14 protein-coding genes are annotated in these 16,548 nt (G+C 71.5%); 4 read left to right on the plus strand and 10 right to left on the minus strand.

Annotated elements, in window-relative coordinates; translation table 11 throughout:
• Window positions 1-5: 5 nt before the first annotated feature.
• The 7 genes from FHT38_RS09390 to FHT38_RS09420 all read right to left on the minus strand — a co-directional run bounded on the left by FHT38_RS09390 (window position 6) and on the right by FHT38_RS09420 (window position 10,244).
• Window positions 6-458 (minus strand): Hsp20/alpha crystallin family protein, encoded by a 453-nt coding sequence (locus FHT38_RS09390; protein WP_091724487.1) that lies wholly within the window; start codon window positions 456-458, stop codon window positions 6-8.
• A 504-nt stretch (window positions 459-962) separates the two neighbouring features.
• Window positions 963-1,673, minus strand: a complete 711-nt coding sequence (tagF, locus tag FHT38_RS09395) for a type VI secretion system-associated protein TagF (protein WP_091724489.1) — start codon at window positions 1,671-1,673, stop codon at window positions 963-965.
• A gap of 22 nt (window positions 1,674-1,695) precedes the next feature.
• Window positions 1,696-5,274 carry a type VI secretion system membrane subunit TssM gene (gene tssM / locus FHT38_RS09400; protein ID WP_183491459.1) on the minus strand — a complete coding sequence of 1,193 codons (3,579 nt, stop codon included), beginning with the start codon at window positions 5,272-5,274 and terminating at the stop codon, window positions 1,696-1,698.
• Window positions 5,271-6,593, minus strand: a complete 1,323-nt coding sequence (locus FHT38_RS09405; RefSeq protein WP_183491462.1) for a DotU family type VI secretion system protein — start codon at window positions 6,591-6,593, stop codon at window positions 5,271-5,273. The genes tssM and FHT38_RS09405 overlap by 4 nt, the downstream gene beginning before the upstream one ends.
• An 83-nt stretch (window positions 6,594-6,676) precedes the next feature.
• Window positions 6,677-8,011 (minus strand): type VI secretion system baseplate subunit TssK, encoded by a 1,335-nt coding sequence (tssK, locus tag FHT38_RS09410; protein ID WP_091724492.1) that lies wholly within the window; start codon window positions 8,009-8,011, stop codon window positions 6,677-6,679.
• A complete protein-coding gene (gene tssJ / locus FHT38_RS09415) occupies window positions 8,008-8,514 on the minus strand; it encodes a type VI secretion system lipoprotein TssJ (protein ID WP_183491464.1) in 507 nt (168 codons plus the stop codon). Before tssJ ends, tssK begins: the two co-directional genes overlap by 4 nt.
• Window positions 8,515-8,684: 170 nt before the next feature.
• Window positions 8,685-10,244: a methyl-accepting chemotaxis protein gene (locus tag FHT38_RS09420; protein WP_183491466.1), complete on the minus strand. Its 1,560-nt coding sequence runs from the start codon at window positions 10,242-10,244 to the stop codon at window positions 8,685-8,687.
• A gap of 145 nt (window positions 10,245-10,389) precedes the next feature.
• Between FHT38_RS09420 and FHT38_RS09425 the strand changes: the two genes are divergently transcribed.
• Window positions 10,390-11,796, plus strand: a complete 1,407-nt coding sequence (locus tag FHT38_RS09425) for an MFS transporter (protein ID WP_175538251.1) — start codon at window positions 10,390-10,392, stop codon at window positions 11,794-11,796.
• A 48-nt stretch (window positions 11,797-11,844) separates the two neighbouring features.
• Here the strand turns inward: FHT38_RS09425 and FHT38_RS09430 are convergent, their stop codons facing one another.
• The 3 genes from FHT38_RS09430 to FHT38_RS09435 form a co-directional block, all read right to left on the minus strand.
• Window positions 11,845-12,729, minus strand: a complete 885-nt coding sequence (locus tag FHT38_RS09430) for an MBL fold metallo-hydrolase (RefSeq protein WP_183491467.1) — start codon at window positions 12,727-12,729, stop codon at window positions 11,845-11,847.
• A 134-nt stretch (window positions 12,730-12,863) separates the two neighbouring features.
• Entirely contained in the window at window positions 12,864-12,992 is a 129-nt protein-coding gene (locus FHT38_RS25295; RefSeq protein WP_255488638.1) for a hypothetical protein, read from the minus strand.
• 22 nt (window positions 12,993-13,014) lie between these two features.
• Window positions 13,015-13,440: an organic hydroperoxide resistance protein gene (locus tag FHT38_RS09435; protein ID WP_091724496.1), complete on the minus strand. Its 426-nt coding sequence runs from the start codon at window positions 13,438-13,440 to the stop codon at window positions 13,015-13,017.
• 395 nt (window positions 13,441-13,835) lie between these two features.
• Here FHT38_RS09435 and FHT38_RS09440 point away from each other — a divergent pair, with 395 nt between their 5' ends.
• The 3 genes from FHT38_RS09440 (at window position 13,836) to FHT38_RS09450 (ending at window position 16,522) form a co-directional block, all read left to right on the plus strand.
• Window positions 13,836-14,168, plus strand: coding sequence for a hypothetical protein (locus tag FHT38_RS09440; protein ID WP_091724497.1), 333 nt, complete (start codon window positions 13,836-13,838; stop codon window positions 14,166-14,168).
• Between the two features lie 198 nt (window positions 14,169-14,366).
• Window positions 14,367-15,032: a response regulator gene (locus FHT38_RS09445; protein ID WP_091724499.1), complete on the plus strand. Its 666-nt coding sequence runs from the start codon at window positions 14,367-14,369 to the stop codon at window positions 15,030-15,032.
• Window positions 15,029-16,522, plus strand: a complete 1,494-nt coding sequence (locus FHT38_RS09450; RefSeq protein WP_255488639.1) for a sensor histidine kinase — start codon at window positions 15,029-15,031, stop codon at window positions 16,520-16,522. The genes FHT38_RS09445 and FHT38_RS09450 overlap by 4 nt, the downstream gene beginning before the upstream one ends.
• Window positions 16,523-16,548: the final 26 nt, after the last annotated feature.

Genomic DNA, 16,548 nt, shown 5'->3' on the forward strand with positions numbered 1-16,548 from the left:
GTCGTTCACTGGACGTTGATGCGCTGCGGACGGGCGGCTTCGCGCAAGCCCACCGTGACGCGCAGCACGCCGTCGCGGTAATGCGCGTCCACGCTGCCGGTGTCGGCATCGTCGGGCAGCGCCACGGCGCGGGTGAAGCGGCCGTGCCAGCGCTCCGCGGCGTAGAGCTGCACGCCGTCGGACGAGTCGCGCGCGGTGGGCTTGCGCTCGCCGGAGATGCGCAGCACGCCGCGCTCGACGGTCACGTCGATGGCTTGCGCGTCCAGGCCGGCGGCGAAGGCGTACACCTCGATGGAGCGCTCGGTGCGGCCCACGTTGATCGGCGGGAAGGCGCCCGCCGTCGCCGAGCGGATGCTGTCCGCCAGGCCGTCCGGTGCGCGCGAACGCGACAGCGCCTGCTGCAGCTGGGTGAGCTGCTCCAGCAGGCCTTGAGGGCGGTGGAACACGGTATCGAACATGAGAGACCTCCTTTCCTGGTCGATGAATCGATGGGGTGATGAAAGGGATGGCGCAGGCGCCGTCCCGTGATGAACCGGTGGTGCGGACGACTGGAGACGTGCGGCCAGGCTCGGCCCGAGGTCGGCCCGAGGCGCTGGGTCGGCGGGCTCGCGCCGTCGCGGCAAGGCGGGCGCTATCGCCCGTCAGGGCGGGACGCGGTCTTGGTTGTGGTTGCCGTCGCGGCGGGGGAGGGCTCGCGCGCGAAGCAGGGGCGCGATGAGCACTTCAGGCGTCGCAGCGTCTCGCGCGCGAGTAGGTAGGCCTGGAGATGCGGCGGGCTCATCACGAGCCGCGTCGAGCGCAGTGGGCGCGGTGGGCGCCGGGTCGGCGCCTGGGAGGGGGTGTCGGAGAGCGGCTTGGCCATGATTCAGTTCCTCGTCCGAATCGGTGGATGGCGGGTCGACACAGATTTAGGAACTGGGGCCTCGCGCTTCAAGAGCCGCGCGATTCAGGGAAAACCCTGATCAGCCGGTCTTCTTCGTCAGCAGCGCCGCGAACGCTTCCACGTAGGGCAGGCCGGGCCCCCAGCGCATGTCGATCTGCTGGCCAGGCTCGGGGTTGGGCGACCACACGGTGCAGCCGGCCAGGCGCTCCATGAGCTCTCCGGCCGCCAGCATCGGCATCGCCGAGGTCAGCAGGCTCGCCGGCGCGGTGTAGGTGACCCACTGCACCGCGTTCTCCGGCGCGGGCAGCGTCGCCGCGTGGCTCGCCGGCCAGGGCGGGGCGGCCGCGAGCGCCGCCTCCAGCGAGTCCACCGTGGCGGTGTCGTCCAGCGTGCGCATCGCCGCGTTGGCCAGCACCGTGTACCAGCGGTCCAGGTGATCCAGCCCGGCGCGGTCGATCGGCGGCTGGGTGCGCGGCTGCGCGATCACCAGCGGGAAATAGCGACCCACGTTGTCGCAACTGGCCATCAGCACGCCGAACCACCACTTCATGTCGACCACGCCCGGCGCCCACGCGAAGCGCAGCACCGGCGCCGTCAGGTAGGTGTCGAGCCAGCGGGCGCCCAGCACCTTGGGCAGGTCCTGCATCATCCCGGACAGCCAGGCGTCGCAGTGGCGCACGCAGTGCTGCGGCAACCGCCGCTGGGCGAAGTCGCCCAGGGCGGCGACCTTGCCGTACCAGCCCGGCACGGTGTCGCCGGACGTGTTCAGGGCTTCGGGCAACGCGCTCATCGTCGGTCTCTCCTCGTGCGCCTCACAGCCCGCCGGGGCAGCGGAACTCGTTGAGCTCCGGCAGCCGGAACGGGTTGCGGACGCTGCTGGCGGTGACCTCGAAGACCGCCTTGCGGCCCTCGATCTCGAAGGTGGCCTTGAATCGCTCGGGCGCGGCGGTCTTCTCGATCTTGACCCGGTCGAACAGGCGGAACAGCGCCCACGGGCCGTCGTTGACCATGCCGGACGAGCCGCTCGTGCTGGCCGGGCTCAGCTGCACCCGCACCTGCGAGCTGCCGCGCGGCCCCGGCCACTGCACCGAGGTCGGGATCTGCGGGCCGTGGCTGTAGCGCACGATCTGGCCGTCCACGTCCAGGATGAACTGCTGGATCGAGGTGTCCATCTCGATCGGCTTGAAGTCCAGCCGCAGCGACGGCGTGTTGCTGCCCGGGAAGAAGGTCTCCTTGATCGCCTGCGCGCGCTGGAACTGCGGCAGCGTGCCGCTGTCGGCGCCCAGCGGCGTGCCCTCGACCGCGCGGAACTTCCACGGCCGCGTCGTCGTGTCGACGTAGGGCGCGAGCTTCTGCTGGAAGAGCTGGTCGATCTTGCCGCCCGGCGCGAACAGCATCGCGAAGTCGGCCTGGGTCGCGTCGCGCGAGGAATTGCGGTCCAGCGGATAACGGCCGGCCACGGCCTGGTTGCAGAACTCGCCGACCTGCGAGCGCACCTCCATGCCCAGGTTCTGGCGCATCGCGCCCTGCGACACGCGGGCGCTGCTGCTGCCCAGGTCGTCCAGCATCGTGCGCAGCGGCTCGGGGCTCATCGCGGCGGCGGCCTTCAGCCGCGTGGGCACCGGCGAGGGCGGCGGCGCGCTGCCGCCCTTGAGCGCGGAATCGGCCGCGGTCAGCATGATGTTGGCCTCGGCGATCAGGCCCACCGTCTCGTCCAGAGGCGCCTTGCCGCCGCCCGGGGGCGCGGTGACCATGCTGCGCAGGCCGACGAAGCGGTCGTCGACGATGCTCTCGATGCGCGGCGCGTTCGGATCGGCTTGCGCGGGCTGGCCGGGCTTGCCGGAGAACATGCCGGCGACGCGCTCGCGCGTCTGCTGCACCAGGTCGGCGGCGCGGCGCTCGGCGTTCTCGATCGCGTTGCCCGGCTGGGCCAGCGTGGTCTCGCGCGAGGCCGCGCGGAGGAACGGGCCCAGCGGGCTGTCCGGCGCGGACAGCATGCGCGAGCGCTCCACCGACTGCGGCACCGTCGCCATCGGCAGCAGCTTGACGCTGTTGAGGAAGGCCTCCCAGGCCGCGGCGTAGTCGTTCAGGTAGAGCCGGCGCACGTCGTCCACCAGCGGCGCGTTGGCGCGCACCATGGCCTGCGCATCCTTGGGCGCGGCGGCGACGCCCAGCACCCAGGGCTCCTCGGCGGCCAGCTCGTCGGTCACCTGGCCGACGCGCGGCTGGAAACCGCGCAGGTAGGCGTCGCGGGTGAAGAAGCCCGGCACGCCCTGCGTCAGCGGCGCGCCATTGGCGCGGGTGAACAGCAGCGGCGCGTTGTGGCCGCCGGCCCGCGCGACGGTGAAGTCGGGGTACTCGGTGCCCAGGCCCTGCGCGCGCAGCCGGTTGTAGATGCGCTGGGGCAGCGGCTGCGTCGCCAGCTGCGTGCGCACCGCCGTCAGCAGCGACGCATCCTCCGGCAGCGGCGAGGCGATGCCCCCCTGCGACAGCAAGGCATCCAGGTGGGCGCCGAGCGCCGCGCGCTGGTCAGGCGTCAACTCGCGGCGGGTGCTTTCCCAGTCGCCCTCGATGTGCTGCTTGAGCGCCTGCGCGTCGAAGTGCTGCGGGTCGTGCAGCATCACGTAGGCCTTGAGCGCCTCGTACAGCGTGACCGGCGTCGCGGCGCCCTGGCGCAGTTGCTCCTCGATGCGCAGCACCAGCCGCGGCAGCACCGCGTCGCCCAGCATGCGCTGGTAGGCGGCGCGCGCCGCGCTGTCGATCTTGCGGCCCTGGAACAGGCCCATGCGCATGGACAGCGGCACCTCGTCCTCGACCGCCGCCAGCGCGCGCGTGGCCTGCAGCGCCGGCAGGATCGGCAGCAGGTCGGCCGAGGCGCGGTTGGGCGTGGCCTGCAGCAGCTCGCGGACCTGCTCGGCGCGGGCGCTGGTCTCCTGCAGGTACTTGCGGTTGTTGAAGTAGCTGACCGTCCACGCGGTCAGCAGGCCCACGCCGACGACCGCGACGGCCGCATAGCCGGCCAGCGCCATCGCATTGCGCCGCCGCTCCCAGCCGCGGTGCGTGCCGCCCAGGCCGGCCTCGGCGAAGACGACCTCGCCCAGCAGGCGGTTCAGGAAGTAGCTGCGGCCGCTGGCCTGGTTGGGCGCGAGCACCGCATGCTCGATCTGGTAGCTGCGCGCCACCGAGCCCAGCACGCGGTCGATCGGCGTGCCTTCCTGCGTGCCGCTGACGAAGTAGATGCCGCGCAGCTGCGGCTGCGCCTCGTAGGGGGAGGGCGCGAAGACGCCCTCGGCGTACTCGGCCAGCAGCGCGCGCAGGCTCGCGAACTGGGCCGGGAAACCGTAGATGCGGGCGCGGCGCTGCGGGTCGCGCTCGGCCTGCAGGCGATCGATCAGGCCGTCCTGCAGGCGCTGCTCCAGGGCGTCGAACTCGGCACCGAAACCCGCCAGCGGCGAGGCGCTGCTGCGCGGGAAGGTGAAGCCCCAGGGCGCGGCGCGCTGGTCCTTGTCCACCGTGGCGAAGTAGTCCATGAAGCCGGACAGCAGGTCGGCCTTGGTGACCAGCAGATAGACCGGGAAGCGGATGTCCAGGTCCTTCTGCAGCTCCTGCACGCGGGCCCGCACGGTGGCGGCATGCTGGGCGCGCTCGGCCGGGCTGCGCGACAGCAGGTCGGTCACCGACACCGTCACCAGCGCGCCATTGATCGGCTGGCGCGGGCGCGAGCGCCGCAGCATCTGCAGGAAGCCGCTCCAGGTCGCCTTGTCGTTGGTCGGGTCGCTGTCCTGCGTGGTGAAGCGGCCGGCGGTGTCGATCAGCACCGCGCGGTCGGTGAACCACCAGTCGCAGTGGCGCGTGCCGCCGACGCCGCGGATCGCGTGGTCGCCCATCTGGTCGGCCAGCGGGAAGTTCAGCCCGCTGTGACGCAGCGCGGTCGTCTTGCCGGAACCCGGCGCGCCGATGATCAGGTACCAGGGCAGCTCATAGAGATAACGTCCGCCGAAGCGCGAGCGCAGCTTCGCGCCGAAGCCGGCCGAGCCCTCGGCGCCGAAGCGCGAGCGCTGCAGCAGCTGCAGCGCCTGCCGGAAGCGCTCCCGCACGGCCAGCATGTCGGCACTCTCGCGCTCGGTCGTGTCGGCGGCCGGTTGCTGGAGCAACTGGTTGACGACGGCCGTGTTGCCGCGCTTGGCGCGCCAGCGGCTCCAGGCGATGCACAGCGCCACCACCAGCACCAGCACGCCGATGGTGATCCAGCGCGAGCGCGCGGTGTCCAGCGGACGCGCCTCGCCGACGGCGATCAGCGGGCCGACGATCCAGATCAGCAGCGCGACCGCCAGCACCAGCACCGCCAGCAGCACCCAGCGGTTGAAGATCCATCCCAGGACGCGTTTCATCGCGAAGCTCCGCGCGCCGGCGCGTCGGGCGCGCGGCCATTGATCATCAGACTGACCTCGACGCGCCGGTTCAGCGCGCGGTTGGTCGGGGTGTCGTTCGGCGCCACCGGCTCGGCCTCGGCGCGGCCCTCGGCGCGGATGCGCTCGGGGGCGACGCGGCGCGCGATCAGCAGCTCGCGCACGGTGTTGGCGCGCTCCTCGGACAGGTGCCAGTTGGACGGGAAACGGGCGGTGCGGATCGGCGTGTTGTCGCTGTGGCCGGTCACCAGCACCGTGCCCTGGACCTGCGTCAGCGCGTCGGCGATGCGGCCCATCAGCGCTTCGCGCTCCGGGACGATGGTCGCGCTGGCCGGCGCGAACAGGCCGTCGCCGCGGATCGTGACCACGCTGCGGTCGACCTCGTCGCGCACCGCGACCAGGCCGGCCTTGATGTCGGACTGCAGGAACTGCGCCAGGCGCGGCTTGGCCGGCGGCGGCGGCGGCGCGACCACCGGCGGCGAGAGCCGCAGCGACTGGATCTGGCCGAACACCGGATCGGAGCGATCCGCCAGCGAGAGCGTCAGCGTCAGGTACACGCCCACCAGCAGCAGCGCCGTCAGCGCCGCGGTCGCCGCCAGCGGCAGCCAGCCGATGTGGCGACGCTGCACGGTCGGCTCGACCTGCCAGTGCTGCGCCAGCGCGGCGGGATAGTCGCCGCGCTGCTGCTTCAGGATCTGCGCCAGGCGGTCACGCACCGCCTCCAGCTGCGCGGGGCCGTTGTCGATGACGCGGTAGCGGCCGGCGAAGCCCAGTGTCAGCGCGGCGTAGATCAGCTCGAGCAGATCGCGGTTGGCATCGGGCTTCTCGGCCAGGCGCGCCATCAGTTGGAAGACCTTCTCGCCGCCCCAGGTCTCGTTGTGGAACATCGACAGCAGGCTGTGCCGCGCCCAGACGCCGGAGCCGCCCCAGGGGGTGTCGGCACAGGCCTCGTCGATCATCGTGCAGAGCACGTAGCGGGTGGCCATGACGCGCTCGGGCGGGATGCCCGCGGCGGCGGCGCGCGCGGCAAAGTCGCGGATGCCCTGGGCCAGGTTGTTGCGCAGCGCGGCCACGTCGTCGACGCGGCGCGTGGTGCGCAGCTGCGGCACCAGCAGCAGCAGCGGGTTGGCCAGCGTCAGCAGCGGGTTGAGCCCGGCGGCCGGCGGACCGGCGTCGGGCTGGACCGAGTCCGGCGCGGGCGAGGCGCCACGCGGCGCCTGCGCACCGCCGGGGCGGGGCTTGATGAAGGTGCGCTGATCGTCGAAGCCTGCGAACGGATCGTTGAGCGCGGAGGGGTCCATGCCGGCTCCCGGAGGTTGCTTGTCTTGTCGATGGAAGGGCTGAGGAGCGGGGACCAGGCCCGGCATGCCGCCGCGCGGGGCGGCTATTGCCGGATGGCCCAGAGCTCAAGCTCCAGTCCGGGGAAGTCGCCGGCCACGTGCAGCGCCAGGCTGCCGCTGCGCTCGAGCTGTTTCCACAGTTCGCCGCCGCGGTCCAGCTCGAAATAATGGAAGCCCGCATGGAACGGCAACTGGCGCGGCGCCACCGGCAGCGCGCGCAGGCCGATGCCGGGCAGTTGCAGGTTGACCAGGTCGCGGATGCGGTCCACCGGGCCCAGCTTGGATTGCGCCGGGAAGCGCTGGCGCAGTTGCTCGGCCGAGACCTGCGCGTTGACCGCGATGACGAAGCTGGCGCTGCGCAGCAGGTCGGCATCGGGCACGACGGCGGTGCGCACGCCGTGGGTGCGCTCGGTCAGGTCGATCTGCAGCGCGTTGCGCTCCAGCACCACGCTGAGCATGCGGCGCAGGTCCTCCAGCAGCGGCGCGAAACTGCCGCGCAGGTCGTCGTGGCGGTACAGCGGATATTCGGGCGCCAGGCGGGTGTCGCTCACGAAGGTGGCCAGATCGCCGGCCAGCTGCAGGCAGTCGCGGTGCAGCAGCTCCGGATGGACATGCGGCGACTCGGCATGCTGGCGGAACAGCGGGTCGGCGCGGTTCAGCGCCTGCAGCATCAGGAAGTCGGCCAGCTCGGACACGCCGTTGCCCAGTTGCCCCATGCGCGAGGACAGCAGCTGCGCGCGCTGGCGCACCAGCCCGTGCAGCAGCGAGGCCATCGCGGACAGGTGGCCGCTGGCGTCGATGCGGGTCTGCGGCGGGATGTAGCTGCGGTCCAGCACCAGCTGCTGGTCGGCGCGGCGCTCGGCCACGCGGGCCACGCCCAGCGCGGCATAGGCGTCGTTGAGCTCGCGCGCCGGCAGCAGCCGCAGCGTGAGCGCGCCGGTCTGGACGGGCTCGGGCTCGTCGCCGGCGCTGGTCTGGTCGCGCAGGTCCTGGTCGACGACGTGGTAGCGGTGCAGCTCGCCGGCATCGTGGCCGTTGAAGGCCACCTGGTCGGTGCCCGGGCGCGCGATCGGCGCGGCCAGCACGATCATGTCGCCCTTGAGGTCGGCAGGCACCTCCAGCGGCGCCATCGCGGCGTCCGCCTGCGGGATCTGGAAGGGCGTGCCGTCGGGCAGGATGCCGCTGGCGCGCACGATGCCCAGCCGGCCGACGCTCAGCAGCGCCTCGTCCAGCACCAGTTCGGTGAAGCCCCAGCCATGCGGTGCCAGCGCGCGGGCGCGGCTGTCGACCAGGTGCTCCAGATATCGGGTTTCCTGCTGGAAATGGTGGGGCAGCAGGAACATGCCCTGCGACCAGATGACCTTGCTGTGCCAGCTCACGGCTGCTTGACCGAGGCGCTGACCGACAGCTCGTCGGCCTGGATGAGGACGTCCTGCTTCTTGCCGACCATCACCGGCACCACCGCGCGCCAGCGCGCATGCTCCAGGTCGCGGTAGGCGCCGAAGACGGCGATGAAGCGGGTCTCCGGCGACAGCGTCTTCTTGTTGATGGTCCGGGATTCGCCGGGCTGGAGGGTCATTTCCTCGCGGGCGACCATCTCGGTGCCAAGCTCGGCCTGGTCCTTCTGGTACAGGCTGATGAAATCGGCAGCATTGAAGGCGTTGGTCGACTTCAGCTCATACACCCGCACCAGCAGCGGGGAGGGGCGCTTGTTGACGCTCGGGTTGAGCTGCGGCGAAGCTTGGATGCTGCCGCGCACCTCGGTGGGCTTGGGCGAGCTGGAGAAGGGATTGAGCTTGTCGATCGACGAGCAGCCCCCCAGCAGGCCGAGCGCGCCCAGCGCCAGCAGCGTTTCTGTGGCGCCGCGGCGAGCGGCGCGCATGTATCCGTGGTGTCCCGAACGAGGCGTGAGCATCTTGGCTGTCCTTCTTGACCGGAGGAAAGGATAGCCAGTGGGGGCGGTTGGGCGTGGTGACTTAGGTAATCGGGGAGGGTGTCCCCGACCACGACCGTACTGCGTCGGTTTTGCGACCGAGGACGGCGGGGGAGGGCTCAGGCGGTGCGGAGGCGGAATTGGCTGACCAGCTTGGCCAGTTGCTGGGCCTGGCCGTTGAGGCTCTCGGCGGCGGCGGCGCTTTGCTCGACCAAAGCGGCGTTCTGCTGGGTCACCTGGTCGAGGTGGGAGACGGCGCCGCCGACCTGCTGGATGCCGCCGTTCTGCTCCTGCGTCGCCGCGGAAATCTCCCGGATCAAGGTGTCGACCTGACCGACCTGGGCGACCACGCGCTGCATGACCTCGCCGGCCCCCTCGGCCTGGCGGGCGCCCGTGTCGACACGGTCGACGCTGGCCTGGATCAGGCCCTTGATCTCGCGGGCGGCGCCGGCCGAGCGCTGCGCCAGCGCACGCACCTCGGAGGCGACGACGGCGAAGCCACGCCCCTGCTCGCCGGCCCGGGCCGCCTCGACCGCCGCATTCAGCGCCAGGATGTTGGTCTGGAAGGCAATCGAGTCGATGACGCCGATGATGTCCTCGATGCGCCGCGAAGCATCGCTGATGCCCTGCATCGTCCGGACCAGCTCGCCGACAGCCTGGCCACCCTCGCTGGCCGCGCCGGAGGCATCCGCCGCCATGCGGCTGGCCTCGCCCGCAGAAGCCGCGCTCTGCGACACCGAACTGGTCAGCTGCTCCATCGAGGCGGCCGTCTGCTGCAGGCTGCTGGCCTGGCTTTCGGTGCGGGTGCTCAGGTCGGCATTGCCCTGGGCGATCTCGCGCGATCCGGTGGCGATGCTCTCGCTGCTGTCGCGCACCTGGCCGACCAGCGCCCCCAACTGACCGACCATCCGCGCCATGGCCCGCAGGAGGTCGGCCGGTTCGTCGCGGCCCTCGGCGTGGATGTCGACGGTCAGGTCGCCGGCGGCCACGTCCTCGGTGGCCTTGACCGCCTCGGCGATCGGCGAGGTGATGGAGCGCGTCACCTGCCAGGCCAGCGCGATGCCCACGGCCAGCGCGGCGGCGACGACCAGCAGCGTGATCAGCCGGCCATGGTCGTAGGACTCGGCGGCGGCCCGGGCGGCCTGGTCGCCGCCGGCGCGGTTGAAGTCGATGTCCTTGGCGATCGCGGCTGACACGGCGACGAACAGCGTCGTGGTGCGTCCGGTCGCCAGTTGACGGGCGTTCGCGTGCTCGGCCTCGCCGGCGGCGGCCGCGCGCAGCAGCTCGGCGTCGGCCGCCAGGTAGGCCGTCCAGGCCGCCCGGATGTCCTGGTAGAGGGCGCGTTCGGTCTCGCCGGTGATGCTGGTTTCGTAGGCCTTGGCGGCCTCGTCGAAGGCGCGCAGCGCGCTTTCACGCTCGCGGCCGCTGGCGGCGCGGGCGGTTTCGTCGGTGACCAGCGCGGCCCGCAGCGACTGGCGGCGGGCGAGGTTGGCGGCATCGTGCATCGCGGCCAGCCGGGTGACGCTGGGCAGCCAGTTGCCGTTCAGGTCCTGGACGTTCTCGTTGATCCGGGCCATCTGCAGCGTCCCGAACCAGGCGCTGAAACAGAGCAGGGCGAGGACCGTCGCAAAGGCCAGCGCCAACCGCTTGCCGATCCGGAAATTGCGAAGCAAGGCCATGGGAATCTCCCGGAAACATTGCCTGGAATTTCCCTGGCGGGGCAGGCCGGATGCCCGGGTGGCGGACAGGCATGCTCGCTTCCCCTGGGCTGACAACGTTGTCATGGTGTCGTATGCTCCGCGCCCACAAGAAGGAGACAAGTCGATGAGCGCAGATCTTTCCCGGATCACCGGGGGCGGCACGCCGTCCGGGCCGGCCCTGGCGGAAGCGGCACCGGGCGACGATCCGGGCGCGGCGGCCCCCGCGCGGCCGGCCCGCCATCCGCTGACCTGGGTGCCGTCGCTCTATCTGGCGATGGGACTGCCGAACGTGCTGGTCGGCGCGGTGGCGGCGATCCTCTACAAGAACCTGGGCGTGTCCAACGAGGACATCGCGCTCTACACCTCGCAGATGTACCTGCCCTGGGTGCTCAAGCCGCTGTGGTCGCCCTTGCTGGAACCCTACCGGACCAAGCGCTGGTGGGTGATCACGATGCAGTTCCTGATGATGGCGTCGCTGGGCGCGGTCGCGTTCTGCCTGCCGCTGGACGGCTTCTTCCGCGCTTCGCTGGCCTTCTTCTGGATCACCGGTTTCGCCTCCGCGACGCAAGACATCGTGGCCGACGGCGTGTTCATGACCACCATGCCGCCCCGCGAGCAGGCCAGTTACGCCGGCCTGCAGGGCATGTGCTGGAACCTGGGCGCGGTGGTGGCCTCGGGGCTGCTGGTGTCGCTGACCGGCTGGCTGCACGCGTCGCTGCACTGGACCTGGGTGCAGTGCTGGATGGCCGTGATGCTGGGGGCGGCGGCGATGATGGGCGGCTTCGGCCTGTGGCACCTGCGGGTGCTGCCGCCGGGCGCGCCGGCCGCGGTCCACGGCCAGGACCTGGCCACCGCGATGCTGTCGCTGCGGCAGTCCTGGGCCACGCTGTTCCAGAAGCCGTCGATCTGGATGATGCTGGCGGTGGTCTTCTTCTATCGCTTCGGCGAGGGCTTCATCGAGAAGTTCGGCCCGCTGTTCCTGCTCGATCCGCGCAGCGCCGGCGGCCTCGGCCTGGACAACGGCGCGCTGGGGCACATCTACGGCACGGCGGGGACGGTGGCCTTCATCGCGGGCGCCTTCCTGGGCGGTTTCATCGCCGCGAAGATGACGCTGCGGCGGTCCTTCCTGCTGCTGGCGATCTCGCTCAACCTGCCGCACCTGACCTATTACTACCTGAGCCACGCGATGCCGACCGACCTGTGGTGGATCGGCGCCGTGGTCGCGATCGAGAAGTTCGGCTTCGGCATGGGCTCCGTCGGCCACATGCTGTACATGATGCAGCAGATCGCGCCGGGGCCCTTCAAGATGACCCACTACGCGATGGCCACCGGCGTGATGGCGATGACCAAGTGGGCCACCGGCAGCGTCAGCGGCTGGCTGTTCGCCGGGGTCGGCCAGCACTACGCGAGCTTCTTCGGCTGGGTGCTGGTGTTCTCGATCCCGCCGATCGTGCTGGCCTGGTTCGCGCCGTTCCCGATCCGGGCCGGACACGACGGCGAGGCCGAAGCCACGCCGGCCAGCGGGCACTGATCCTTCAATACCGCCTCACTGCTAACTCACCGCCGGCTCCCTGCCGGCTCACTGCCGGCCGAGCGTGTCCAGCGGGATCTTCAGGTAGCGCACGCCGTTGTCCTCGGCTGGCGGCAGGTGGCCGGCGCGGATGTTGACCTGGATCGACGGCAGGATCAGCGTCGGCACCTCGAGCCGCGCGTCGCGGCCCTGGCGCAGCGCGACGAAGGCCGCCTCGCTCACGCCGTCATGGACATGCAGGTTGGCGCGGCGCTGCTCCGCCACCGTCGTTTCCCACGCCGGCGCGCGGCCCTCGGGCGGATAGTCGTGGCAGACGAACAGCCGCGTCGCCGGCGGTAGCGCCAGCAGCCGCTGGATCGAGCGGTACAGCGTCGCCGCATCGCCGCCGGGGAAATCGGCGCGCGCGGTGCCGACGTCCGGCATGAACAGCGTGTCGCCGACGAAGACGGCGTCCCCGATGCGATAGGCGACGCAGGCCGGCGTGTGGCCCGGGACGCTGATCGCCTCGGCCTCCAGGTTCCCGATGCGGAAGGTCTCGCCGTCACGGAACAGGTGGTCGAACTGGCGGCCGTCGGGCAGGAAGTCGCGCTCCAGGTTGTAGAGCTTGCGGAAGACCGCCTGCACTTCGCGGATGTGCTCGCCGATGGCGATGCGGCCGCCGACACGCGCCTGCAGGTGGCGCGCGGCGGAGAGGTGATCGGCATGGGCGTGGGTCTCGAGGATCCACTGCACGGTGAGGCCGGCCTGGGCGACATGCGCCAGCAGGCGATCGGCCTGCGTGGTGGCGGTGCGGCCGGACTTGAGGTCGAAATCCAGCACCGGGTCGACGATGGCGGCCTGCCGGGTCGCGGGATCCGTCAGCACGTAGCTGACGGTGCCGGTCTGGGGATCGTGGAAGGCCTGGATCGACAGGCCGGAGGAGGCGTGGCTCATGGCCGGGGCGCTCGCGGCTGGTGGGGGTGCCGGGCACTATACCGAGCGCCGGGCTCCGGGCGCCGTGCGCGGACCGGCGGCCCGCCCCGGGCCGGCGCCGGGGTGGCGCGTCGAAGGCCCGGGGGCGAGGCGGCTCAGGAGCCGCCAGTGGGGCGCCTGCGCGTGCCGCCGCCGCTGGTGATGGCGGTGCACTTCAGCGGATGGCGGACCTCGTGGGCCATGCCGCCGAGCAGGAAGAGCAGGGCGAGGACCAGGCGCTTCATGGCGGGTTTCCCGGCGTCGCGCTCAGACCAGTTCCAGGCCGACGTTCATGTTGCCGCGCGTCATCTTGGAGTAGGGGCAGGTCTCGTGGGCGCGCTTGATGAGGTCGTAGGCCTGGTTGCGCGGCAGGCCGGGCACGTGGATGCGCAGCCGGCCGCTCAGGAAGTAGCCGTCGGCGCCGCGGTTGAGGTCGACGATGGCTTCGACGTCGGTTTCCGCGGGCAGGCGCACGCCCATCGCCTGGGCGGCCAGGCCCATCGCGCCGATGAAGCAGGCGGACCAGCCGACGCCGAACAGCTGTTCCGGGTTGGTGCCGGGGCGCGACGATCCGGGCGTGCCGAGCTGCACGTCGAGGCGGCCGTCGTCGGACTGGCCGCGGCCCTCGCGGCCGCCGGTGGTGCGGGTGTGGGCGGTGTAGAGAACCTGGACGTGATCGGTGGTCGTGGACATGGCGGACTCCTTTGAAGGCTTGAAGGCAGCGTCGTCTGCTGCGTGGTCCGCATTGCATCGGGGCGATGTATCACCGGTGTGTGACCGCCGCGGCGAATTGGCGCGGCGCGTGTCGCGGCGGGGGCTGGACACAGTGGCATACAAACCGGCGGTCGGCGACCGCGCGTGACGGCGACGTGTAGATGGCGTGAAGGCAGGTGCGTCCAACGCCAAGTCGTTGTGCCGACTTGCGTGATCGCGGGTTTTCTTAAGCATTCCCTAACCCGGCCGGCGCACCTTACGTCCCAGGGCAACACGTTGTTTGACGCAATCGGCCCGACCCGCTCCGCGGCCCACGGCGACGCCTTGCAGAAGACGCCACCGGCGCGGAGCCCGCCGGACCGCAGGAGAAGCACATGAGCAAGTCCACCCCGATCCTCGCCATGGTGGCCGCCTTCGCGGCGGCGTCGGCCCAGGCCGCGACCGATCCCGACGACATGGCGCGCCGATCGGAGCGACGCGCGATGGTCCAGCAGCAACTGCGCGCGGTGCAGGTCGAGCTCTACTGCGACCACCAGGACAACGCGATGCACCTGCTGCGCGACGCCCGTCGCCAGTTGATGGCGCAGCGCCTGCCGGTCAGCGCCCCCGAACTGCGCCAGCTGGAGAAGGTCAGCTGGCTGGTGCGCCACGGCGACACCGTCGAGGCGATCGCCACGATCGACGCCGCCCGCGGCGACCTCGCCTGAGCGCAGGCCCATCGGCCCTCGATTCATTTCCCCATCAGTCAGCCGTCGACCGGTTGGGCAGCGCCCCGACCGGCGACGGCTGACCTCCTTCGGTTTCAATTCGAGCCTGGCCGACTGTCGTGGGCGCCAGCCCGCCGCCGTCGGCATGTGGAAAGACACTAGCCGTCACCGCATGTCCGCGCGCTAGCATCGCGCGCCATGCGGATCCTCCTGGTCGAAGACGAGAAGCCCCTGGCCGACTGGCTGGTGAAGGCGCTCGGGCAGAACGATTTCGTCGTCGACTGGGTCGACGACGGGCGGCTCGTGCTGGGCCAGCTCGGCGCGACCCGCTACGACGCGATGATCCTGGACCTCGGCCTGCCGGGACTGGGCGGCCACGAAGTCCTGGCCCGCCTGCGCGACGCCGACTCCCGCGTGCCGGTGCTGGTGCTGACCGCGCGCGACTCGCTGATGGAGCGCGTCAGCACGCTGCATGAAGGCGCCGACGACTTCCTCGCCAAGCCCTTCGAGATCCAGGAGCTCGAGGCCCGCCTCGTTGCGCTGATCCGCCGCTCGCGCGGGCGCGACCAGCCGCGCTTCGCCTGCGGGCCGCTGGTCTACGACGCCGCCTCCAAGCTGTTCACGCTGGACCGCGAACCGCTGCCGCTGTCCCCCCGCGAGCACGCGGTGCTGCGCACGCTGATCCAGCACAGCGGCGAACCGATGTCCAAGCAGGAGATCCTCGAGCGCCTGTTCTCCGACGAGCAGGACGTGCGGCCCGAGGCCGTCGAGGTGCTCGTGCACCGGCTGCGCCGCCGGATCGAATCCGGCAAGGTGCGCATCACCACGCTGCGCGGCCTGGGCTACGTGCTGGAAGCCTCATGACGGCGCCGGCGTCGGGCGTGCGCCGGCTCGCCCGCCTGATGCCGCTGCTGCCGTCGCTGCCGGCCCGCTGGCACCGCTTCAGCGTCCGTCGCACGCTGCTGGCGCTGGTGCTGCCCGTCATGCTGGCCGCCGTCGGCGTCGAGCTGGCGCTGACCTGGGGCACCGCGCTGCAGGCCGCGAACTCGGCCTACGACCGCTCGCTGCTCGGCGCCATCAAGGCGATCGAGAACAACGTGTCGACCGAGACCGGCGGCTTGTCGGTGGAGATGCCGTATCGCCTGCTGGAGTTCTTCGAGCTGACCGCCAGCGGCCAGGTGTATTTCCGCGTCAGCACCGAGGACGGCCTGGTCGAGATCGGCAACGCCGGGCTGCCGTTGCCGGCGCAGCCGCTCAAGAGCGGCGTGCCGCGCTTCATCGATGCCGAATACTTCGGCGAGGCGGTGCGCGTCGGCGCCTGGGCGCGCGAGCTCGATCCGGAGCGGCCCGGCCGCCGCATGATCATCCAGGTGGCGGAGAGCACGAACTCGCGCAACGCGTTCTCTCGCGCGCTGCTGATCCAGGCGATGTGGCGTGACCTGCTGACGGTGTCCGTCGTCGCCGGCACGCTGGCGCTGGTGATCGGCTGGGCGCTGCGCCCGCTGGACCGTCTGCGGCGCGAGGTCGAGGCGCGGGCCGACGACGATCTGTCGCCGGTCGACGAAACCCAGGTGCCCGCCGACGCGGCGCCGCTGGTGCGCGCGATCAACCACCACCTGGCCCGGCAGCGGGAGCTGATCGACGGCCGCCGGCGTTTCGTCGACGACGCCTCGCACCAGCTGCGCACGCCGCTGGCGACGCTGGCCACCATGGTCGGTTACGCGCGGCGCGAGCACGATCCGGCGCGCATCGCCGAGGCGCTGGAAGCGCTCAAGGGCCAGATCGACGACACGGTGCGCCGCACCAACCAGATGCTGGCGCTGGCCCGCGCCGACACCGCGCCGGTGGTGATGGCGCCGCTGGCGCTGGATCGCCTGGCCGACCGCTGCGCGCGCGAGTCCTGGCCGCTGGCCCGCGAGCAGGGCATCGACCTGGGTTTCGACTGCGGCCAGGCTGACATCGTCGTGCTCGGCCACGAAGGCCAGTTGCGGGAGGCGCTGCTGAACCTGCTGCACAACGCGCTGCGCTACACGCCGCGCGGCGGGCAGGTGACGCTGCAGGTCGGCATCGCGGGCCCGATGGCGGTGATCCGCGTCGTCGACGACGGCCCCGGCATTCCCGCCGACGAGCGGCCGCGCGCCGGCGAGCGCTTCTTCCGCGGCAGCAACGTCGACCTGCCGGGCTCGGGCCTGGGCCTGGCGATCGTGCGGGCAATCGCCCGGCGGCATCTGGGCGACATGGACGTCAGCGCCGCGCGTCTGGACGCCGACGGCCTGGAGCGCGGGACCACCGTGACGCTGCGGCTTCCGCTGCCGCCGGCATCGGAAATTCCTGAACCGCTGAAAGCCGGCTGAAAGCGCCGCTTTCCTAGAGTCCGCTG

The organism is Mitsuaria sp. BK041 (genome assembly GCF_014193085.1).
Lineage (GTDB): Bacteria > Pseudomonadota > Gammaproteobacteria > Burkholderiales > Burkholderiaceae_C > Roseateles.

Coding starts and splice junctions, on each gene's coding strand:
- FHT38_RS09390 (WP_091724487.1), bottom strand. CDS start 458: ATGTTCGATACCGTGTTCCACCGCCCTCAAGGCCTGCTGGAGCAGCTC.
- tagF (WP_091724489.1), bottom strand. CDS start 1,673: ATGAGCGCGTTGCCCGAAGCCCTGAACACGTCCGGCGACACCGTGCCG.
- tssM (WP_183491459.1), bottom strand. CDS start 5,274: ATGAAACGCGTCCTGGGATGGATCTTCAACCGCTGGGTGCTGCTGGCG.
- FHT38_RS09405 (WP_183491462.1), bottom strand. CDS start 6,593: ATGGACCCCTCCGCGCTCAACGATCCGTTCGCAGGCTTCGACGATCAG.
- tssJ (WP_183491464.1), bottom strand. CDS start 8,514: ATGCGCGCCGCTCGCCGCGGCGCCACAGAAACGCTGCTGGCGCTGGGC.
- FHT38_RS09420 (WP_183491466.1), bottom strand. CDS start 10,244: ATGGCCTTGCTTCGCAATTTCCGGATCGGCAAGCGGTTGGCGCTGGCC.
- FHT38_RS09425 (WP_175538251.1), top strand. CDS start 10,390: ATGAGCGCAGATCTTTCCCGGATCACCGGGGGCGGCACGCCGTCCGGG.
- FHT38_RS09430 (WP_183491467.1), bottom strand. CDS start 12,729: ATGAGCCACGCCTCCTCCGGCCTGTCGATCCAGGCCTTCCACGATCCC.
- FHT38_RS25295 (WP_255488638.1), bottom strand. CDS start 12,992: ATGAAGCGCCTGGTCCTCGCCCTGCTCTTCCTGCTCGGCGGCATGGCC.
- FHT38_RS09435 (WP_091724496.1), bottom strand. CDS start 13,440: ATGTCCACGACCACCGATCACGTCCAGGTTCTCTACACCGCCCACACC.
- FHT38_RS09440 (WP_091724497.1), top strand. CDS start 13,836: ATGAGCAAGTCCACCCCGATCCTCGCCATGGTGGCCGCCTTCGCGGCG.
- FHT38_RS09445 (WP_091724499.1), top strand. CDS start 14,367: ATGCGGATCCTCCTGGTCGAAGACGAGAAGCCCCTGGCCGACTGGCTG.
- FHT38_RS09450 (WP_255488639.1), top strand. CDS start 15,029: ATGACGGCGCCGGCGTCGGGCGTGCGCCGGCTCGCCCGCCTGATGCCG.